This window comes from Mycoplana ramosa, assembly GCF_041930185.1.
In the GTDB taxonomy this organism is placed as follows: domain Bacteria; phylum Pseudomonadota; class Alphaproteobacteria; order Rhizobiales; family Rhizobiaceae; genus Mycoplana; species Mycoplana ramosa.
The window spans coordinates 116,048-132,900 of sequence record NZ_JBHEEW010000015.1; the positions used below are offsets into that span (position 1 = coordinate 116,048).

The window sequence follows — 16,853 nt, forward strand, 5'->3', positions numbered from 1 at the left end:
CACAACGATCATCCGTGCATTTGAGGCCCGGGCTACGGTGCCGCGTCCTCATGAAAATGGTTGTAGACCAGCCGGGCGACGTTCTCGGAAATGCCCTCGACGGCCATGAGATCGGCAATGCCGGCGCGCGACACCGCCTTTGCCGTGCCGAAGTGCTGCAGCAGGGCGCGTTTGCGGCTCGGTCCGACCCCGGCGATCTCGTCGAGCGGGTTCTTCACCATCTCCTTCTTGCGCCGTGCCCGGTGCGAGCCGATGGCAAAGCGATGCGCCTCGTCGCGCAGGCGCTGGACGAAGTAGAGCACCGGATCGCGCGGCGGCAGCGAGAAGTCTGGCGTGCCCGCGGCAAAGAAGCGTTCCCGGCCGGCCTCGCGGTCGGCGCCCTTGGCGACGCCGATCGCGATCACCTGGTCGGTGATGCCGAGCTCCTGCAGGATGGCGCGCACCGCCGTCATCTGCCCCTGTCCGCCGTCGATGAGGATCACATCCGGCCAGGCGGGGAAGGGCAGGTCGGCGGCGTCGGCGGCTTTGTCCGCGCCCGCATCGGCGCTGCGGTCGGGCAGGCCCTCTTCCTTGATCAGGCGGGAGAAGCGCCGCGTCATCACCTCGCGCATCATGCCGAAGTCGTCGCCGGGGGTGATGTCGGTCGACCTGATGTTGAACTTCCGGTACTGGCTCTTGACGAAGCCCTCCGGGCCGGCGACCACCATGCCGCCCACCGCATTGGTGCCCATGATGTGCGAGTTGTCGTAGATCTCGATCCGGCGCGGCACGTAAGGCAGTTTGAAGGTCTGGGCGAATCCCTCCAGCAGCCGCGACTGCGATGCCGTCTCGGCCAGCTTGCGGCCATGCGCCTCGCGCGCATTTGCCAGCACCTGGTCGACCAGGTCCTTCTTTTCGCCGCGCTGCGGCACAAGGATCGACACCTTGTAACCGGACTTCTCGCTCAGCGCTGCGGCCAGCAGGTCCAGTTCCTCGATCTTTTCCGACAGCAGGATCTGCCGCGGGCAGGGCTTGTCGTCGTAGAACTGCGCCAGAAATGCGTTCAGCACCTCGGCGCCTGTCAGCTGCGGGTCGGCCTTCGGGAAATAGGCCCGGTTGCCCCAGTTCTGGCCGGTGCGGAAGAAGAACACCTGGATGCACGAGATCCCGCCCTCGTGGTGGATGGCGAAGACGTCGGCCTCCTCGACGCCGGCCGGATTGATGCCCTGGTGGCTCTGGACGTGGCTCAGCGCCGCCAGCCGGTCGCGATAGACGGCGGCGCGCTCGAAATCGAGTTCCTCTGCCGCCTCGTTCATCGCCGCGGCGATCTGGCCCTTCACGTTCTGGCTCTTGCCGGAGAGGAAATCTTTCGCCTCCTTCACCAGTTCGGCATAGCCGGCGTCGCTGATCTCATGGGTGCAGGGCGCCGAGCAACGTTTGATCTGGTAAAGCAGGCAGGGCCGGGTGCGGCTTTCGAACACGCTGTCGGTGCAGGTGCGCAAGAGAAACGCCCGCTGCAGCGAGTTGATGGTCCGCCCGACGGCGCCGGCCGAGGCGAACGGCCCGAAATAATCGCCCTTGCGGCTGCGCGCGCCGCGATGTTTGAAGATTGCCGGTGCGCGGGTGTCGGCCGTCAGCAGGATATAGGGAAAGGATTTGTCGTCGCGCAGTTGCACGTTGAAGCGCGGGCGCAACCGCTTGATCAGGTTCGCTTCGAGCAGCAGCGCTTCGGTCTCGGTGCGCGTCGTGACGAACTCCATGTTCGCCGTCTGACCGATCATCCGGCCGATGCGATTGGAGTGACCGCGCCCGAGCGCATAGTTACTGACGCGCTTCTTCAGGCTGCGCGCCTTGCCGACATAGAGCACGTCGCCGGCTTCGTTGAACATGCGGTAGACGCCGGGACTGTTCGGCAGGCGCTTGACGAAGGCCTGGATCAGTTCCGCGCCGCGCAGGCCTTGCGGGACGTCGACCGCCTCCGACCACTCGATTGCGGGCAGCGGCGCGGGGGCGGGCTGGGCGTCTGCCGCCAGATCCTCCTCGTCATCCCGTTCGTTCTCGTCATAGAGGATGCCGCCATCCTCGATAGGCCTTCCGGTGGTCATTCCGCGATCTCCGCCACGTCTGGCGTTTCCCAGGTGAGCTGTTTTTCGCCGTCCAGAGCCATCATTTGCCCGCGAATCGATGGCGTGTCGAACACAAAGCCGATCGTTCGGCCGGTTTCCTCAACCCGCGGGTCGGATCGCAGCAAAAGCGCCGCGGCCTGCGCCCGAAAAACGGCGCGCTCGGCGGTTCGTTTCGGCGCGTCCGATGACGATTCCTCAACAGCCCGCCCGTATTGCGTCGCCGTTGCTTGCACGATCTCAGATATATCGAATGAGCGTCTGCTTAAACCGGATCAGATGAAAATTTACAAAGAAATTAACAAAAAGTGTTATCTCTGCAGTAATTCTGAATTTTACTGAAGTATATTCGATGATTTTGGTTTATGGTTAACAAATTGCCTGTTGTTTGAAAGCAACATCTTAATCTGATCACGGCTGCGCCACGAAAATTCCACATTTTGGCTCTTTCAAATCCTCAATCTTTATTCAATTTGATCTCAACCGGGCGGTTTGAACCGTATATTAGTAATGCCGAATTGGCGTGTAGTTTGCTGTCGGCATGGGAATGCAAAGGAGAATAGTATGCGCACCCTGATCATCACCCTGATGGCTTCCGCAATGTCGATCGCCGCCTTCCAGGCAGCCCATGCGGCCGATGCCGTCGAGGAAATCCCGCAGGCTCCGGCCGCCGATTTCTCCGAGCCCGTCGGTGGAAACTGGGCCGGTGGCTACGCCGGTGGTACCGTCACCTGGCAGCATGGCAACTTCGAGAAGCAGAGCGGCAACGGTGCCAACGGTTTCGGCGGCGGCGTCTATGGCGGCTACAACATGCAGAACGGCCAGCTGGTCTACGGTGGTGAAGCCGACGTCAACTACTCGGGCATCGATTCGAAAAACGCGACCCGCGAGGCCAAGCAGGGCGTCAACGGCTCGCTGCGTGCCCGCGTCGGCGTCGATCTGAACCCGGTGCTGCTGTATGGTACGGGCGGTGTTGCCGTCGCGCGCTCGAAGATGGAGGACGATACTTCGTCCGACAAGCGCACCATGTACGGCTGGACGGCCGGCGTCGGCGCCGAAGGCTTCGTCACCGACAACGTCACGGCCCGCGTCGAGTACCGTTACACCGACTACGCCGACAAGAAGTTCAGCCTCGACTCCGGCAACGTCCGGGCCGGCCAGGACGAGCAGAGCGTCCGCGTCGGCATGGGTTACAAGTTCTAATCCGGCGGATCCAAGAATAGATGTCGAGGGCCGGGCGAGCGATCGCCCGGCCCTCGCTGCTGTTTGGGGGGAAGCAGAGATCCGTCTTGCCGGTTCGCAGCACCGCGAAAGAATCGAAAACGTCTGTCAGTTTGTCGTGGGCTGCAAATGTTCGCGATAGCGCGTTTCAAAATGCCTGAAGCGTTGCTGGCTTTATTGTTGTGCGGATAATGTTGCGAAAATAAAAATTAGTAGATAATAAAATTATATTTCTGCATTAGGGGAGGAGAATGAGTATGGCAACCTTTACGATGTATTTCCCGGGTGGGAAATATCCTGCCGGGTACTCACCGGCAATTGATGGTCTGACTGAAAATGTAATGTTCGGAAGTCTGGTGGAACTCGACCGTGCAACGCTCGTGGGAACTACATCGGCGACGTTGATTCGGTTGAAGTTGATCAATGGACTGGAGCTAAGGATTAGCGGCACTGGCTTTTCTTTCGACAGCGACGGGGCAACAGCGGGAACGATCACAAAGTTCGAACTTCGGCAAAGCAACGGCACATCTCTTGTGCAGAAGCTCGAGGTCAGCAACCTCTCGCTGGTTCTGTTCGAGGATGCTGCGATCAACCTCGATCCGTGGCAGATGCAAGCCTGGCTGCTGAGGGGAAGTGATACGCTCAACGGTTCCGCCGGGATGGACAATCTCTCGGGGCATGCAGGCAATGACATCATGAACGGTTTGGGCGAGAGCGACTACATCGAGGGCGGCGAAGGCAGGGATACATACGATGGGGGCGAGGGCTACGATCAACTCAGCTTCGCGGATGCCCGCGGGAATGCCAACGCATTCCGCGGTATCGTGCTCGATGCCGTTGCGGGCACCGTCACTGATCCCTGGGGCAATCAGGAGACATTCAAGAACTTCGAAAGCTACCGCGGCAGCCATTTTGCCGACAAGATGACCGGGAGCAGTCTCGGCGAAGAATTCATGGGACTGGGGGGGCGAGATGCAATCAACGGCGGCGGCGGCTTTGATGTCGTGCGCTATCACCGGGATTCTTCGCACGGCGGCACCCGCGGCGTGACCGTCAACCTTGCAACAGGCGTGGCGGTCGACGGTTTCGGCAGGCAGGATACCTTGACCAGCATTGAAGGCGTGCGGGGAACCGAATTTGCCGACAAGCTCACCGGGAGCAACGCCGCAAACTTTTTGCGGGGCGACGGCGGCAACGATACGCTTGCCGGCGGGCTGGGTAACGACAGGCTGGACGGCGGAAGCGGGAAGGACAGCTTCATTTTCAACACCACGCTCAACAGCGGCACGAATGTGGACGTCATCGAAGATTTCGACCCCACCGCCGACCTGATCAAGCTTGAGAACAGCATCTTTAAGGCATTCGGCGCCACCGGCGCATTGGCGTCCACGGCCTTTGCGGCCAATGCAACCGGTCTTGCCAGCAACGCTTCCCATCGTATCATTTACGAGAAAGACACCGGCGAACTCTACTACGACGCTGACGGAACCGGCGCTGGCAACTCGGTCCTGTTCGCTAAGATCGGTACTAATCTCGCGCTATCGTATCAAGATTTCCTCATCATCTGATCGGCTGGGCAATCGAACTGAGCCTGCCGGCAACAATCGGCGGGCTTGCATTTTCCGTGGGGGTAGGTGCCGCGCTCGGCCTCAATCCTTGAACTGCGCATAGTCCGGAAACACCGCTTCGAACCTCGACAGGTAGCGCTTGAGCTTCGGCCGGCCCCGTTGCCACTGTCCGGCGAAGCGCAGCTCGATGTAGCGCAGCATTGCGGCCAGCGCGAAGTGGCCGCCATGCGGCTTCTTGCCGAGCCGCGGCATGTTGCTCTCGAGGTGATCCAGCGCCCGCTCCACCTTCGACCATTGCCGGTCGATCCATGGCTGGTGCAGCTTGTCCTCCGGCCGCATCCGGCGCTCGTAGACGATCGCCAGCAGGCAGTCGCAGATGCCGTCCGCGGTTGCTTCGAGCACTTCGGCCTCCGTCCGCCTGGCGCTCGCGCGCGGATAGAGCTTGCGGCCGGTCTCCCGGTTGATGAACTGCATGATGACCCGGCTGTCGAAAATCGCCTGGCCGCTGTCGGTCACAAGCGTCGGGATCTTGCCGAGCGGATTGGCGGCGATCAGGTCGGCCGGATCGGCGGTGGTGTCGACCGCGAGGTGCTCGGCATGAAGGCCGCTGTAGTGGGCAGCCATGCGGACCTTGGTGGAGTACGGCGAGGTCGAGGAATAGTAGATCTTCAATTGTGTTCTCCTGAATGGCGCTAGCGAACGGGCGGCTGGGATATGGTTTTCGCCTTGCAGGCGGCGCGGTCGACCTCGGGACAATCGCGGAAATCGAGGGCGGGCGTCATGCAGATGCGGATCTCGTCGAGCCGGCCCCGGTCGCAGGTCACGGCGACGCCGCGCTCGGTCAGGCCCGGATTGGCCGCCACCAGCGCCCGTTCGATCGCAGCCGTGCCCAGCGGCTCGCCGGAAGCCTGTTCCAGGCCGTCGGGTATGGCGACGCGCGCAAAGGCCGCGCGGGTCGCGGCCAGGTAGTCGCGCTGCGACTGCCCCGAGCAACTGCCGTGCTTGCGCCATTGATGTCCGATCAGGCCCATGGACGGGATGATGTCGAGATACTGTTTGCCGAGTGCCGCCGGCACCCGGTCGGGTTCGCGCGTGCGGCAGAATTCCGGGTAACCGCGCTCGAACTGCGGCCACAGGCCGTGAACGATAAAGCCGGCCTTGCGGCCGCTGCGGCACTGCTCGCCGGTGCCGGCCGCATCATTGTCCATGCACCAGGTCGGCGACCAGGACAGCGATAGCACATAGAAATCGAAGCCGTGCCCCTGCGGCACCGGCGCCTTGGCGGCGACCGATTCGCCGGCGGAACCGGCGGGCTTCCCGCCTTCGGACCGTGCCGGTTCGTCGCCGCATCCAACGAGCGCCAGCGGCAGCGCTGCGGCAAGCAGAAGCGCGGCAAGGCGGGCGGCGGGGCGCCGGTCAGGCTTATCCGGATCGGGCACGGCTCAATAGGACGGCTGAAGCGACGCACAACGGGCGCCGTAGACATACCAGGGATCGAGGCCGGGAATGCAGAACTCGATGCTGCGCCCGACCCCGGCAAAGCCCCAGGGCCGCTCGATCAGATAGAACAGCGGGCGGTGGCTGCCGTCCGTCAACGTCGCGTCGGCGAGGCAATATTCGCGCTGAACCGACGAGATATACTGGTTGAACGGCTCGAACCCGATCAGTTGCATGCCGCGGATTTCGTAGATCGACAGGTTCTGCCGGATGTAATTCGCGGCCTTGTACTCGAAGCGGCTGGTGATGAAGCGAAGCACGCCCGGATCGGTGCAGGCGCCTGTCGGCCGGGCGGAAGCATAGGCCGGCCTGGGCTCGCCATATGTGCCGTAATCGGCGGCGTTCGCCGCGGAGGCAAAAAGACCGGGCAACAGGCTTACTGCTGCAATTACGGCGCGTGCGAACATGTTCCCCTCCGGGCCGACTCGCTCCAATGGCGATCGGCAAGCGCTCGACTTGGCGTTCTGGCCCGCACCGGCGTCCTCACACCTGAGCAGCAGATTGCGGCCCGACCCGGTTGCGGTCAAGAGGCGAGTTGCGTCTCGCCGGCGAGCCAGAAGCTGCGCGCCGAGGCGAAGCGGTCCTGCCGCAGCCGCTCCTTCAGGAACGGCAGCAGCTTCTCCAGTTCTGCCTTCAGCGTATAGGGCGGATTGACGACGATCAGGCCGGAGCCGGTCAGGCCCGTCGTCTCGCGATCGCTCCGCACCGAAAGTTCCGCACACAGCATCTTCGGAATCTTGAGTTCCTTCAGCGCCTTGTGGAAATCGGCGATTGGCGCGCCCTTCTTCAGCGGATACCAAAGACAGTAGGTGCCGCCGGCAAAGCGGCGGTATGCCCTCGCCAGTCCCTCTGCCAGCCGCTCGTACTCGCCTTCCTTTTCGAACGGCGGATCGACCAGGATGATGCCGCGCTTTTCCTTCGGCGGTACATGCGCGCCGAGCGCCAGCCAGCCGTCCAGGTGGGTGATCCGGCTCTGGAAGTCGCCATCGAACAGTCGGTGCAGGGTTTCGTAGTCGTCCGGGTGCAGTTCCATCGCGGACAGGCGGTCCTGCGGGCGGAACAATGCGCGCGCAAGCTTCGGCGAACCGGGATAAAGCCGTACGCCGCCATCGGGATTGAGCGCCTTGACCGTATCGAGATAGGGCGCAAGCAACGCGGCGATGTCCGCCGGCAACTCGCCGTCGAGCAGCCGGCCGATGCCGTCGCGCCACTCGCCGGTCTTCTGCGCCTCCTCGCTGGACAGGTCGTAGAGGCCGATCCCGGCATGGGTGTCGAGCACGCGGAACGCCTTGTCCTTGCCCTGCATGTAGATGATCAGCCGGGCCAGCACTGCGTGCTTGAGCACGTCGGCGAAATTGCCCGCGTGGTAGATGTGGCGATAGTTCATTGCATTCCCGTGATGCGCCGATGAATTGTTGAGATGGGAGAAGATTCTGCCTTCTTGGCGCTCTTGCTCTGGAATATAGAAAAGCCATGAACGTTGCGACCCCCAATCTCGGCAAACCCACGATCGGCCACTCGGTCTGTCCGCACGATTGTCCCTCCGCCTGCGCGCTCGACATCGAGATCGGCGCCGACGGGCGGATCGGCAAGGTGCGCGGCAGCGCCGACAACAGCTACACGGCCGGCGTCATCTGCGCCAAGGTCGCCCGCTACGCCGACCGGCTCTACCATCCCGACCGGTTGATGAAGCCGCTGCGCCGCAGGGGCGAGAAGGGCGGCGGCGACTGGCAGGAGATCTCCTGGGAGGCCGCCCTCGACGAGATCGCCAACGCCTTCGTCACGGCCGAGCAGGCGCATGGCAGCGAGGCGGTCTGGCCCTATTACTATGCCGGCACGATGGGGCAGGTGCAGCGCGATTCGATCGACCGGCTGCGCCACGCCAAGCGTTATTCCGGCTTCTTCGACTCCATCTGCACCAACACCGCCTGGACCGGCTACGTGATGGGCACCGGCAGCCTGCGCGGTCCGGACCCGCGCGAGATGGCCAAGGCCGATTGTGTCGTCATCTGGGGCACCAACGCCGTTGCCACCCAGGTCAACGTGATGACGCACGCGACGAGGGCGCGCAAGGAGCGCGGCGCCAAGCTCGTCGTCATCGACATCTACGACAACCCGACGATGAAGCAGGCCGACCTGGCGCTGAAGCTGCGCCCCGGCACGGATGCCGCGCTTGCCTGCGCCGTCATGCACATCGCCTTCCGCGACGGCTACGCCGACCGTCCCTACATGGAAAAATTCGCGGACGATCCGGCCGGGCTGGAGGCGCATCTGTCCACCCGCGGGCCGGAATGGGCGGCAGCGATCACCGGGCTATCGGTGGAGGAGATCGAGGCGTTTGCCCGCCTCGTCGGCGAGACGAAGCGCACCTTCTTCCGCCTCGGCTACGGTTTTACCCGCAGCCGCAACGGCTCCGTCTCCATGCATGCGGCCGCTTCGGTCGCAACCGTGCTCGGCTCCTGGCAATACGAGGGCGGCGGCGCCTTCCACAACAACGGCGCGATCTTCCGCCTCGACAAGCGCGAACTGATGGGCCTCGACATGGTCGATCCCGAGATCCGCGAACTCGACCAGTCGCAGATCGGCCGGGTGCTCACCGGCGATCCGGTGGCGCTGCGCCACCGCGGGCCGGTGACGGCCATGCTGATCCAGAACACCAATCCCGCCAACATCGCCCCCGAGCAGCGGCTGGTGAAGCGCGGCTTCCTGCGCGATGACCTGTTCGTCGCCGTGCACGAGCATTTCATGACGGATACGGCGAAACTCGCCGATATCGTCCTGCCTGCGACCATGTTCGTGGAGCACGACGACCTCTATCGCGGCGGTGGACACCAGCACATCCTGCTCGGCCCGAAACTCGTCGAGCCGCCGTCGACGGTGCGCACCAATCTCTTCGTCATCGACGAACTGGCGAAGCGCCTCGGCGTCGCCCACCTCCCGGGATTCGGCCTCTCGGAGCGCGAGCACATCACCCGTATGCTGCCGCATTACGAGACCGATTATGACGGACTTGCGGAGGAGAAATGGATCGACTGCCAGCCGGACTTCGAAACCGCGCATTTCGCCAAAGGCTTCGGCCATCCGGACGGCAAGTTCCGCTTCCGCCCGGATTGGACCGCGACGCCGGCGCCCAACCAGCCGCCAGCCTCGATCGGTCTGCTCGGGCCGCATCAGGCGTTGCCGGCATTCCCCGATTATGTCGCGGTGATCGAGACGGTCGATGACGCCCATCCGTTCCGTCTGGCCACACCGCCGGCGCGCACCTATCTCAATTCCAGCTTTACCGAGATGAAGTGGTCGCGCGAACGCGAGGGCCGGCCGGAGGTGATGGTGCATCCCGCCGACGCCGAGGCCAACGGCGTGGCGGACGGCGACATCGTCCGGCTCGGCAACGGGCGCGGCGAAATCCGCCTGCATGCGAAGATCACCGATGCGGCCAAGCCCGGCGTGCTGATCGCGGAAGGCGTCTGGCCGAACGACACCCATCTCGATGGTGAAGGCATCAACGTCCTGACCGGCGCCGACCCGGTCGCCCCCTATGGCGGCGCGGCTCTGCACGACAACCGCGTCTGGCTCGCGAAAGACACCGCATGACCACCAGGTTCAGAGAAGCGAAGATCGAGATCGTTTCCGACAAGACGCTCTCGGACAATTGGTACCACCTGCGCAACGTCACCTTCGACTACACCCGCTCGGACGGCGAGACGGTGCGGATGAAGCGGGAGGTCTACGACCGCGGCAACGGCGCGACGATCCTGCTGCACGACCGGAAGCGCGACACGATCATCCTCGTCCGCCAGTTCCGCATGCCCGCCCATCAGAACGGCCACTCCGGCTGGCTCTTGGAAACGCCCGCCGGTCTGCTCGACGGCGACGATCCCGCCGATGTCATCCGCCGCGAGGTGATGGAGGAGACTGGCTACCGCATCGACGAGGTAAAATCGCTCTTCCGGGTGTTCATGAGCCCGGGCGCGGTGACCGAGATCATCCATTTCTTCGCCGCCGAGATCGATGCCTCGATCCGCGAAGGCGAGGGCGGCGGCCTCGATCATGAACACGAGGACATCGAGGTGGTCGAGGTGAAGCTCGACGACGCGGCGCGAATGATCGAGACCGGCGAGATCTGCGACGCCAAGACGATCATGCTGATCCAGTGGGCGCTGCTGCAGCGGTCGGCAGCCTGAACACGGCGCCGATCCGCCCCGTGCGGGTCAGGCAGGCGGATCGTGGGATCAGAACCGGCCCTTCAGTCCCACCGACACCGACATGGACCGGAATGCGCCCCCACCGCCGTCGTCGTAGGTTTCCTGCTCGCCGGTCGGCACATAGGTCGCACTGGAGTCGGCATCCGCCTCGAACATCTTCTCGAATGCCGCGCCGACATAGAAAAGCGTTTGCGGCGTCAGGCTGTAGCCAGCCTCGATATTCGCCGTCACCACCGGCGTCGCCTCGAACCTGTCGATGAAATGCAACGAGCGCTGCCAATGGTCGTCGACGCCGCGCGCGCCCAGCGTGAAGCCGCCCTGCAATGCGCCGGTAAACACCCAGTCTCCCAGCCGTTGCGAACCGTTCAGTGCCGCATAGGGGACCGGCAGTTGCTGGCGATAACTGATGCTGGGCTCGCCATCGCGGAAGACGCCGCGGCTGTCGCGGAAGCTGTCGACACTGTAGGCGTAAGTGCCGCCATAGGCCGACCACTTGACGTCGGTGTATCGCAGGCCACCGCCCAGGCCGAAGGATGCCGTGCCATTGTCGTAGACCGCGCGGCCGATTTCGCCCTCGATGCGGAAATAGTGGTCCAGCCGTGTGTCGCGGTGGATGGACCGGTCACTCCAGGCGTCCATGCCGCTGCCCGGCTCGGCAAACGGGGGAATCCAGTCGTAGTCGCGCATATGCCCGTCGCCGTCGAAGCCTGCCGAGGCGGTCAGGCGCAACTGCCATTCCTTCGGCAGTTCTACGTCCAGCGTGCCGGTGACGATCTTGACGGCGTTGCTCTCCCAGATCAGCCGGCTGAGCCGCTTGCCGTTCTCATCGAACACCAGTTCATCGGCCCAGAGGTTTGCCAGGCCGACGCTGCCGGAAATGCGGATCGTGCCGTCGGCCGACTGGGTTATGAAGTCGGCGGTGTGCCCCTGGGCGGGCAGGGCCGCCATACAGAAAGTCAGGAGTGTCCAGAATCGAGCCGGCATGGACAAGTCGGTCCCCCAAGACAGTCGACGCGGCCAGGCGGCCGGCGGCTGAATGATTGTGTTGCTGAGCGTCACGGGCCGCGCGAGCGCACCCCCGTCTTGTGCACGAAGCCGCAAGCTAGGCAGCACCATCGCATGGGGCAAGTGCCCTCAGCATTTATCCAATGGAATCAGAGGCCGGAGGAGACGAGCGAGGCAGTTTGCCCGACCGCGGCCGCTCCTGTCGCGACGGCCTTGGCATTTTTCATCCTGACCTTGCCCTCCGCCACCAGCCTTAGAGCCAGCGGATAGGCCCGGTGTTCGACGGTGAGCACGCGCGCGGCGAGGTCGGCCGGCGTATCGCCGGCCATCACCGGCACGGCCGCCTGCACGATCGCCGGGCCCTCGTCCATGCCTTCGGTGACGAAGTGCACGGTGCAGCCGGCGATCTTCATGCCGGCCTCGATGGCCCGACGGTGCGTGTCGAGGCCGGGAAACAGCGGCAGCAGGGAGGGGTGGATGTTGAGGATGCGACCCTCGTGGCGGGCAATGAAGCGCCCCGAAAGCAGCCGCATGTAGCCGGCGAGGCAGACGATATCCGGGCGTTGCCGGTCGAGCTCCGCGAGGATCGCTTCCTCGTGCGCTTCCTTGGAGACAAAATCCTTGCGCGGGAAGACGAAGGTCGGGATGCCGATTTCCTGCGCCTTAGCCAGCCCGCCGGCGTCCGCCTTGTCGGAAAAGACCGCGACGATCTCGGCGGGGAAATCCGCCGCCGCACATTCCTGCGCCAGCCGCAGCATGTTCGAGCCGCTGCCCGAGATGAAGGCGACGACGCGCTTGCGGGGGGCGCCGGATGTCATAGGGCAAGCGTGCCCTTGTAGCTGGTGCCGGGCGTGCCTTCCGCGCGGGCGATCATGCGACCGAGCGTGAATACGCTCTCGCCCTCGGCTTCGAGCACGGCACTGACTTTTTCGACGTCACCGGCCGAAACGACGGCGATCATGCCGACGCCGCAGTTGAAGGTGCGCAGCATTTCGTTGGCGGCGACGTCGCCGGTCTTCGACAGCCAGGAGAACACCGCCGGGGCCTTCACCGCGTCGAGGTCGATCTCGGCGGCAAGCTGCTTCGGCAGCACGCGCGGAATGTTTTCCGGGAAGCCGCCGCCGGTGATGTGGGCGAGCGCCTTGACCGCGCCAGTCTCGCGGATCGCCTTCAGGAGCGGCTTTACATAGATCTTCGTCGGCGTCATCAGCGCCTCGGCCAGCGTCTGGCCGGCCGCGAACGGGGCAGGGGCGTCCCAGCCAAGGCCCGACAGCGCCACGATCTTGCGCACCAGCGAGTAGCCGTTCGAGTGGACGCCGGAGGAGGAAAGCCCGAGGATGACGTCGCCCTCGACGATGTCGCCGGCCGGCAGCAGCTTGCCGCGTTCGGCAGCACCGACCGCGAAGCCGGCGAGGTCGTAGTCGCCCCCGGCATACATGCCCGGCATCTCCGCTGTCTCGCCGCCGATCAGCGCGCAGCCGGCCTGGCGGCAGCCCTCGGCGATGCCGCCGACGATCGCCGCCCCCTGGTCGGGGTCGAGCTTGCCGGTGGCGAAGTAGTCGAGGAAGAACAGCGGCTCGGCGCCCTGCACGACGAGGTCGTTGACGCACATGGCCACGAGGTCGATGCCGACGGTATCGTGCTTGTCCGCGTCGATCGCGATCTTCAGCTTGGTGCCGACGCCGTCATTGGCGGCGACCAGCACCGGGTCGGTGAAGCCTGCCGCCTTCAGGTCGAACAGGCCGCCGAAACCGCCGATCTCGCCGTCGGCGCCGGGGCGGCGCGTCGAGCGCACGGCCGGCTTGATCTTCTCGACCAGCAGGTTGCCCGCGTCGATGTCGACGCCCGCGTCGCTATAGGTCAGGCCGTTTTTCCCAGACTGGCTCATGCTCGGATCTCCGCTGGTGCAGGTGTTTGCGCCCGATTGGCACGTCGGGGGCGGAAGTGCAAGCGCAATGCCCGCATCGGCCAGGCCTTTTTCACGTTTTTGCCGGCGACCGCTCGCCGGTCTCGCCGTGGGGCTTTAATTCGTTGGCCATCGGCTCCACATTGCGTTGCAAATCGGGCGAGGGAGGGCTTCTGGCAGGCGATGACGATACCGAACATGATCACGGTCGCACGGCTTCTGGCCGTGCCGGTCTTTGCCTGGGCGCTCCTGGAAGGACGGCTGTCCGCCGCATTTTTCATCTTCCTCGCGGCCGGGCTTTCGGATGCGGTCGACGGCTACCTGGCGCGGCGGTGGGACCAGCATTCCGCCTTCGGCGCCTGGCTCGACCCGATCGCCGACAAGCTGCTGATGGCGAGTGCCTACGGCCTGCTCGGCTTTCTCGGCGTCCTGCCGGCATGGCTGGTTCTGCTCGTGATCGGCCGTGATGTTCTGATCGTTGCTGCGGTTGCGGCCGCGCGCCTGCAGGGCAAGGCGCTGGAGACCAAGCCGATCCTGGTCTCAAAGGCGAATACGGCTGCGCAGGTGTTCCTCGTCGTGCTCGTGCTTGCCGACCTCGCCTTTGCCTTTGCGGCTGATCATGTTGTTTGGGCCGTCATCCTCGTCGCCGCCGCCTTGACCATCCTCTCCGGAGCGGCCTATTTCAATATATGGATGCGCCGCATGCGGGGAGTGACGGCACCGTGAAGGGCCACGAGATCGAACAGCAAAGACCAACAACCTCGACCCATGTCAGTGGCGCCGGGCTGAAGCGGCAAGTGGTGTTCTGGTTGCTGGCCCTTGCGGGCCTCATCCTGTTCCTGCTGGTTTTCAGCTCGATCCTGCTGCCCTTCGTCGCCGGCATGGCGCTCGCCTATTTCCTCGATCCCGTCGCCGACCGGCTGGAGCGTTTCGGGCTCAGCCGCACGCTGGCGACCGTCGTCATCCTGGTCGCCTTCCTCATCCTCTTCGCGCTGTCGCTGATGATCATCATTCCGCTGCTGGCGACGCAGGCTTCGGACCTGCTGTCCAAGCTCCCGGGCTATCTCGCCCAGTTGCAGTCGCTGGTGACGAGTTTCGACCCGGACATCCTGCCGCCGTGGATCTCGAGCCAGATGGGCACGATCAAGCAGGGTTTTGCCGGCGTCCTCGCCGAGGGCGCGGGGCTCCTCGGCACGATCTTCAAGCAGATCTGGAACTCCGGGCTTGCGCTCGTCGACATCGCGTCGCTTCTGATCGTGACGCCGGTCGTCGCCTTCTACCTGCTGCTGGACTGGGACCGGATGATTGCCAAGGTGGACAGCTGGGTGCCGCGCCAGCACGTGGAAAGCGTGCGCCAGATCGCCGATGAGATGAACACGGCGATTGCCGGCTTCGTCCGCGGCCAGGGCTCGATCTGCATCATCCTCGGTCTGTTCTACGGCATCGGGCTGACCGCCGTCGGGCTCAACTTCGGCCTCTTGATCGGATTGTTCGCCGGCATGATCAGCTTCGTGCCCTATGTCGGCTCGATGGTCGGGCTGGTGCTCTCGGTCGGCGTCGCCATCGTGCAGTTCTGGCCGGATTATCTGTGGATCGGTGCCGTCATTGCCATCTTCTTCTCCGGCCAGTTCATCGAGGGCAACATCCTGCAGCCGAAGCTGGTCGGCAAGCAGGTGGGGTTGCATCCGGTCTGGCTGATGTTCGCGCTGTTTGCTTTCGGTGCGCTGTTCGGTTTCGTCGGCCTGCTCGTCGCCGTTCCGGCCGCCGCCGCGGTTGGCGTGCTTGTCCGCTTCGGCCTGCAGCACTACCTTGACAGCGACCTCTATCACGGCCAGGGCAATCCGCCTGTTGCCAAGAAGAAAGAGACGGCTTCGAAAACGAAGCCGTGACCGAGTATCGCATGAAGTCGCCGAAGGCCATTGAGCAATTGCCGCTTACGTTCCAGCACGTTCCTGCGTCCGGGCGGGAGGACCTGCTGATCTCGGATCCGTTGAGTGCGGCGGTAACCGTCGTGGACGCCTGGCCGAACTGGCCGTCGCCGGTCGTGATCCTGGCCGGACCGGTCGGGTCGGGCAAGTCCCATCTGGCGGCGATCTGGCGCGAGCGGGCCGGTGCGGCCGAGATCCACCCGGTCGAGGGCGCCGGTGCGGAGGAGGCGGCGGCTGCCGGCCCCGTGCTCTTTGAGGACGTCGACCGGCGCGGCTTCGACGACCGGGCGCTGTTCCACGTCATCAACAATGTCCGCCAGCTCGGCCACACGCTGCTGATGACGACGCGGCTCTGGCCGATGTCCTGGCCGGTCGAACTGCCCGACCTGCGGTCGCGGCTGAAGGCGGCGACCGTGGTGGAGATCGGCGAACCGGACGACGAGTTGCTGTCGCAGGTCATCGTCAAGCTCTTTGCCGACCGGCAACTCTTTGTCGATGACCGCCTCGTCTCCTACATTGTGGCGCGTATGGAGCGCTCGCTAGACGCGGCCCAGACGCTGGTCGAGCGCCTCGACCGCCTGGCGCTTGCGCGCGGAAGCCGCATCACCCGGGCGCTCGCCCAGGAAGTGCTAGGCGAGATGGCGGTGGGAGACGGTGACGGGCTTCGGGATTGACTGTCACGGAACCGTCGTCAAACTGCTCTACGAGCCTGAAACAAAAACCAAGGGGCGGTGATGGACATGGACGGAATCTCGACGACTGTGGATAGCGCGGAGCAGATGGCGAGTGAAAGTGTTGCGCCCGTTTCGGACCTGATGACCAGCCCGGACCGCTTCGTGAACCGGGAGTTCTCCTGGCTGCAGTTCAATCGCCGTGTTCTCGAGGAAACCCTCAACACCGCCCATCCGCTGCTCGAGCGCGTGCGGTTCCTGTCGATATCGGCTGCCAATCTCGACGAGTTCTTCATGGTGCGCGTTGCCGGCCTTGAGGGCCAGGTCCGGCAGGGGATCGCCATGCGCAGCCCCGACGGCAAGACCTCTGCCGAACAGCTCGACGACATCCTCAAGGAGATCGACAACCTGCAGATGGAGCAGCAGGCGTCGCTTGCGGTCCTGCAGCAGTACCTGGCCAAGGAGGACATCGTCGTCGTCCGTCCGGCCGCCCTGAAGGCCGAAGACCGTGCCTGGCTGGCCCAGGAGTTCGAACAGTCGATCTTCCCGGTGCTGACGCCGCTTTCGATCGATCCGGCCCATCCGTTCCCCTTCATCCCCAATCTCGGCTTTTCGATGGGGCTGCAACTGACCAGCAAGCACGACGGCCACCCGATGACGGGGCTGCTGCGCCTGCCGCCGGCGCTCGACCGTTTCATCCGGCTGCCCGATCAGAAAGGCGTGATCCGCTACACGACGCTCGAGGATGCC

The 16,853-nt window shown here is 64.3% G+C and carries 15 protein-coding genes and 1 pseudogene; 8 read left to right on the plus strand and 8 right to left on the minus strand.

Translation table 11 applies throughout. The features are described from left to right. Positions 1-32: 32 nt before the first annotated feature. Positions 33-2,084, minus strand: coding sequence for an excinuclease ABC subunit UvrC (gene uvrC, locus JNC62_RS18285; RefSeq protein WP_374840543.1), 2,052 nt, complete (start codon positions 2,082-2,084; stop codon positions 33-35). Between the two features lie 582 nt (positions 2,085-2,666). On the opposite strand from uvrC, the gene JNC62_RS18290 reads away from it, so the two are divergent. After that, positions 2,667-3,305 (plus strand): outer membrane protein, encoded by a 639-nt coding sequence (locus JNC62_RS18290; RefSeq protein WP_374840545.1) that lies wholly within the window; start codon positions 2,667-2,669, stop codon positions 3,303-3,305. 275 nt (positions 3,306-3,580) lie between these two features. Beyond that, the gene (locus tag JNC62_RS18295; protein WP_374840547.1) at positions 3,581-4,891 is read left to right on the plus strand and encodes a calcium-binding protein; all 1,311 of its coding nucleotides are present in this window, start codon (positions 3,581-3,583) and stop codon (positions 4,889-4,891) included. A gap of 81 nt (positions 4,892-4,972) precedes the next feature. Here JNC62_RS18295 and JNC62_RS18300 read toward each other — a convergent pair whose 3' ends face one another. The 4 genes from JNC62_RS18300 to JNC62_RS18315 all read right to left on the minus strand — a co-directional run bounded on the left by JNC62_RS18300 (position 4,973) and on the right by JNC62_RS18315 (position 7,775). Beyond that, positions 4,973-5,563 carry a glutathione S-transferase gene (locus tag JNC62_RS18300; RefSeq protein ID WP_374840549.1) on the minus strand — a complete coding sequence of 197 codons (591 nt, stop codon included), beginning with the start codon at positions 5,561-5,563 and terminating at the stop codon, positions 4,973-4,975. A 20-nt stretch (positions 5,564-5,583) separates the two neighbouring features. Then, entirely contained in the window at positions 5,584-6,330 is a 747-nt protein-coding gene (locus JNC62_RS18305) for a ribonuclease T2 family protein (protein ID WP_374840551.1), read from the minus strand. A 3-nt stretch (positions 6,331-6,333) separates the two neighbouring features. Continuing rightward, positions 6,334-6,795 carry a hypothetical protein gene (locus tag JNC62_RS18310; RefSeq protein ID WP_374840553.1) on the minus strand — a complete coding sequence of 154 codons (462 nt, stop codon included), beginning with the start codon at positions 6,793-6,795 and terminating at the stop codon, positions 6,334-6,336. 116 nt (positions 6,796-6,911) lie between these two features. Beyond that, complete coding sequence (locus JNC62_RS18315) at positions 6,912-7,775, minus strand: 23S rRNA (adenine(2030)-N(6))-methyltransferase RlmJ (protein WP_374840555.1); 864 nt, start codon at positions 7,773-7,775, stop codon at positions 6,912-6,914. Positions 7,776-7,843: 68 nt separating this feature from the next. Here JNC62_RS18315 and JNC62_RS18320 point away from each other — a divergent pair, with 68 nt between their 5' ends. Together JNC62_RS18320 and JNC62_RS18325 are read left to right on the plus strand one after the other, a co-directional pair. Further along, positions 7,844-9,982, plus strand: coding sequence for a molybdopterin-containing oxidoreductase family protein (locus JNC62_RS18320; RefSeq protein WP_374840575.1), 2,139 nt, complete (start codon positions 7,844-7,846; stop codon positions 9,980-9,982). Further along, a complete protein-coding gene (locus JNC62_RS18325; RefSeq protein ID WP_374840557.1) occupies positions 9,979-10,572 on the plus strand; it encodes an NUDIX domain-containing protein in 594 nt (197 codons plus the stop codon). The genes JNC62_RS18320 and JNC62_RS18325 overlap by 4 nt, the downstream gene beginning before the upstream one ends. 48 nt (positions 10,573-10,620) lie before the next feature. On the opposite strand, the gene JNC62_RS18330 is transcribed toward JNC62_RS18325, so the two are convergent. The 3 genes from JNC62_RS18330 to purM all read right to left on the minus strand — a co-directional run bounded on the left by JNC62_RS18330 (position 10,621) and on the right by purM (position 13,486). Then, on the minus strand, positions 10,621-11,541 hold the full coding sequence (locus JNC62_RS18330) for an omptin family outer membrane protease (protein WP_374840559.1): 921 nt from the start codon (positions 11,539-11,541) through the stop codon (positions 10,621-10,623). A gap of 206 nt (positions 11,542-11,747) precedes the next feature. Next, the gene (purN, locus tag JNC62_RS18335; protein ID WP_374840561.1) at positions 11,748-12,416 is read right to left on the minus strand and encodes a phosphoribosylglycinamide formyltransferase; all 669 of its coding nucleotides are present in this window, start codon (positions 12,414-12,416) and stop codon (positions 11,748-11,750) included. Further along, the gene (gene purM / locus JNC62_RS18340; protein ID WP_374840563.1) at positions 12,413-13,486 is read right to left on the minus strand and encodes a phosphoribosylformylglycinamidine cyclo-ligase; all 1,074 of its coding nucleotides are present in this window, start codon (positions 13,484-13,486) and stop codon (positions 12,413-12,415) included. Before purM ends, purN begins: the two co-directional genes overlap by 4 nt. 201 nt (positions 13,487-13,687) lie before the next feature. Here purM and JNC62_RS18345 point away from each other — a divergent pair, with 201 nt between their 5' ends. The 4 genes and pseudogenes from JNC62_RS18345 to JNC62_RS18360 all read left to right on the plus strand — a co-directional run. Beyond that, positions 13,688-14,230 carry a CDP-alcohol phosphatidyltransferase family protein gene (locus JNC62_RS18345; protein ID WP_374840565.1) on the plus strand — a complete coding sequence of 181 codons (543 nt, stop codon included), beginning with the start codon at positions 13,688-13,690 and terminating at the stop codon, positions 14,228-14,230. Continuing rightward, on the plus strand, positions 14,227-15,393 hold the full coding sequence (locus tag JNC62_RS18350) for an AI-2E family transporter (RefSeq protein WP_374840567.1): 1,167 nt from the start codon (positions 14,227-14,229) through the stop codon (positions 15,391-15,393). Before JNC62_RS18345 ends, JNC62_RS18350 begins: the two co-directional genes overlap by 4 nt. An 11-nt stretch (positions 15,394-15,404) precedes the next feature. Next, a complete protein-coding gene (gene hdaA / locus JNC62_RS18355) occupies positions 15,405-16,106 on the plus strand; it encodes a DnaA regulatory inactivator HdaA (RefSeq protein ID WP_374840569.1) in 702 nt (233 codons plus the stop codon). Between the two features lie 105 nt (positions 16,107-16,211). After that, positions 16,212-16,853, plus strand: a pseudogene (locus JNC62_RS18360) (RNA degradosome polyphosphate kinase); the annotation flags it as partial.

Bases quoted from the DNA above. Each gene is read 5' to 3' on its own strand.
- uvrC (WP_374840543.1), bottom strand. From the start codon at position 2,084: ATGACCACCGGAAGGCCTATCGAGGATGGCGGCATCCTCTATGACGAG.
- JNC62_RS18290 (WP_374840545.1), top strand. From the start codon at position 2,667: ATGCGCACCCTGATCATCACCCTGATGGCTTCCGCAATGTCGATCGCC.
- JNC62_RS18295 (WP_374840547.1), top strand. From the start codon at position 3,581: ATGGCAACCTTTACGATGTATTTCCCGGGTGGGAAATATCCTGCCGGG.
- JNC62_RS18310 (WP_374840553.1), bottom strand. From the start codon at position 6,795: ATGTTCGCACGCGCCGTAATTGCAGCAGTAAGCCTGTTGCCCGGTCTT.
- JNC62_RS18315 (WP_374840555.1), bottom strand. From the start codon at position 7,775: ATGAACTATCGCCACATCTACCACGCGGGCAATTTCGCCGACGTGCTC.
- JNC62_RS18325 (WP_374840557.1), top strand. From the start codon at position 9,979: ATGACCACCAGGTTCAGAGAAGCGAAGATCGAGATCGTTTCCGACAAG.
- JNC62_RS18330 (WP_374840559.1), bottom strand. From the start codon at position 11,541: ATGGCGGCCCTGCCCGCCCAGGGGCACACCGCCGACTTCATAACCCAG.
- purN (WP_374840561.1), bottom strand. From the start codon at position 12,416: ATGACATCCGGCGCCCCCCGCAAGCGCGTCGTCGCCTTCATCTCGGGC.
- purM (WP_374840563.1), bottom strand. From the start codon at position 13,486: ATGAGCCAGTCTGGGAAAAACGGCCTGACCTATAGCGACGCGGGCGTC.
- JNC62_RS18345 (WP_374840565.1), top strand. From the start codon at position 13,688: ATGACGATACCGAACATGATCACGGTCGCACGGCTTCTGGCCGTGCCG.
- hdaA (WP_374840569.1), top strand. From the start codon at position 15,405: ATGAAGTCGCCGAAGGCCATTGAGCAATTGCCGCTTACGTTCCAGCAC.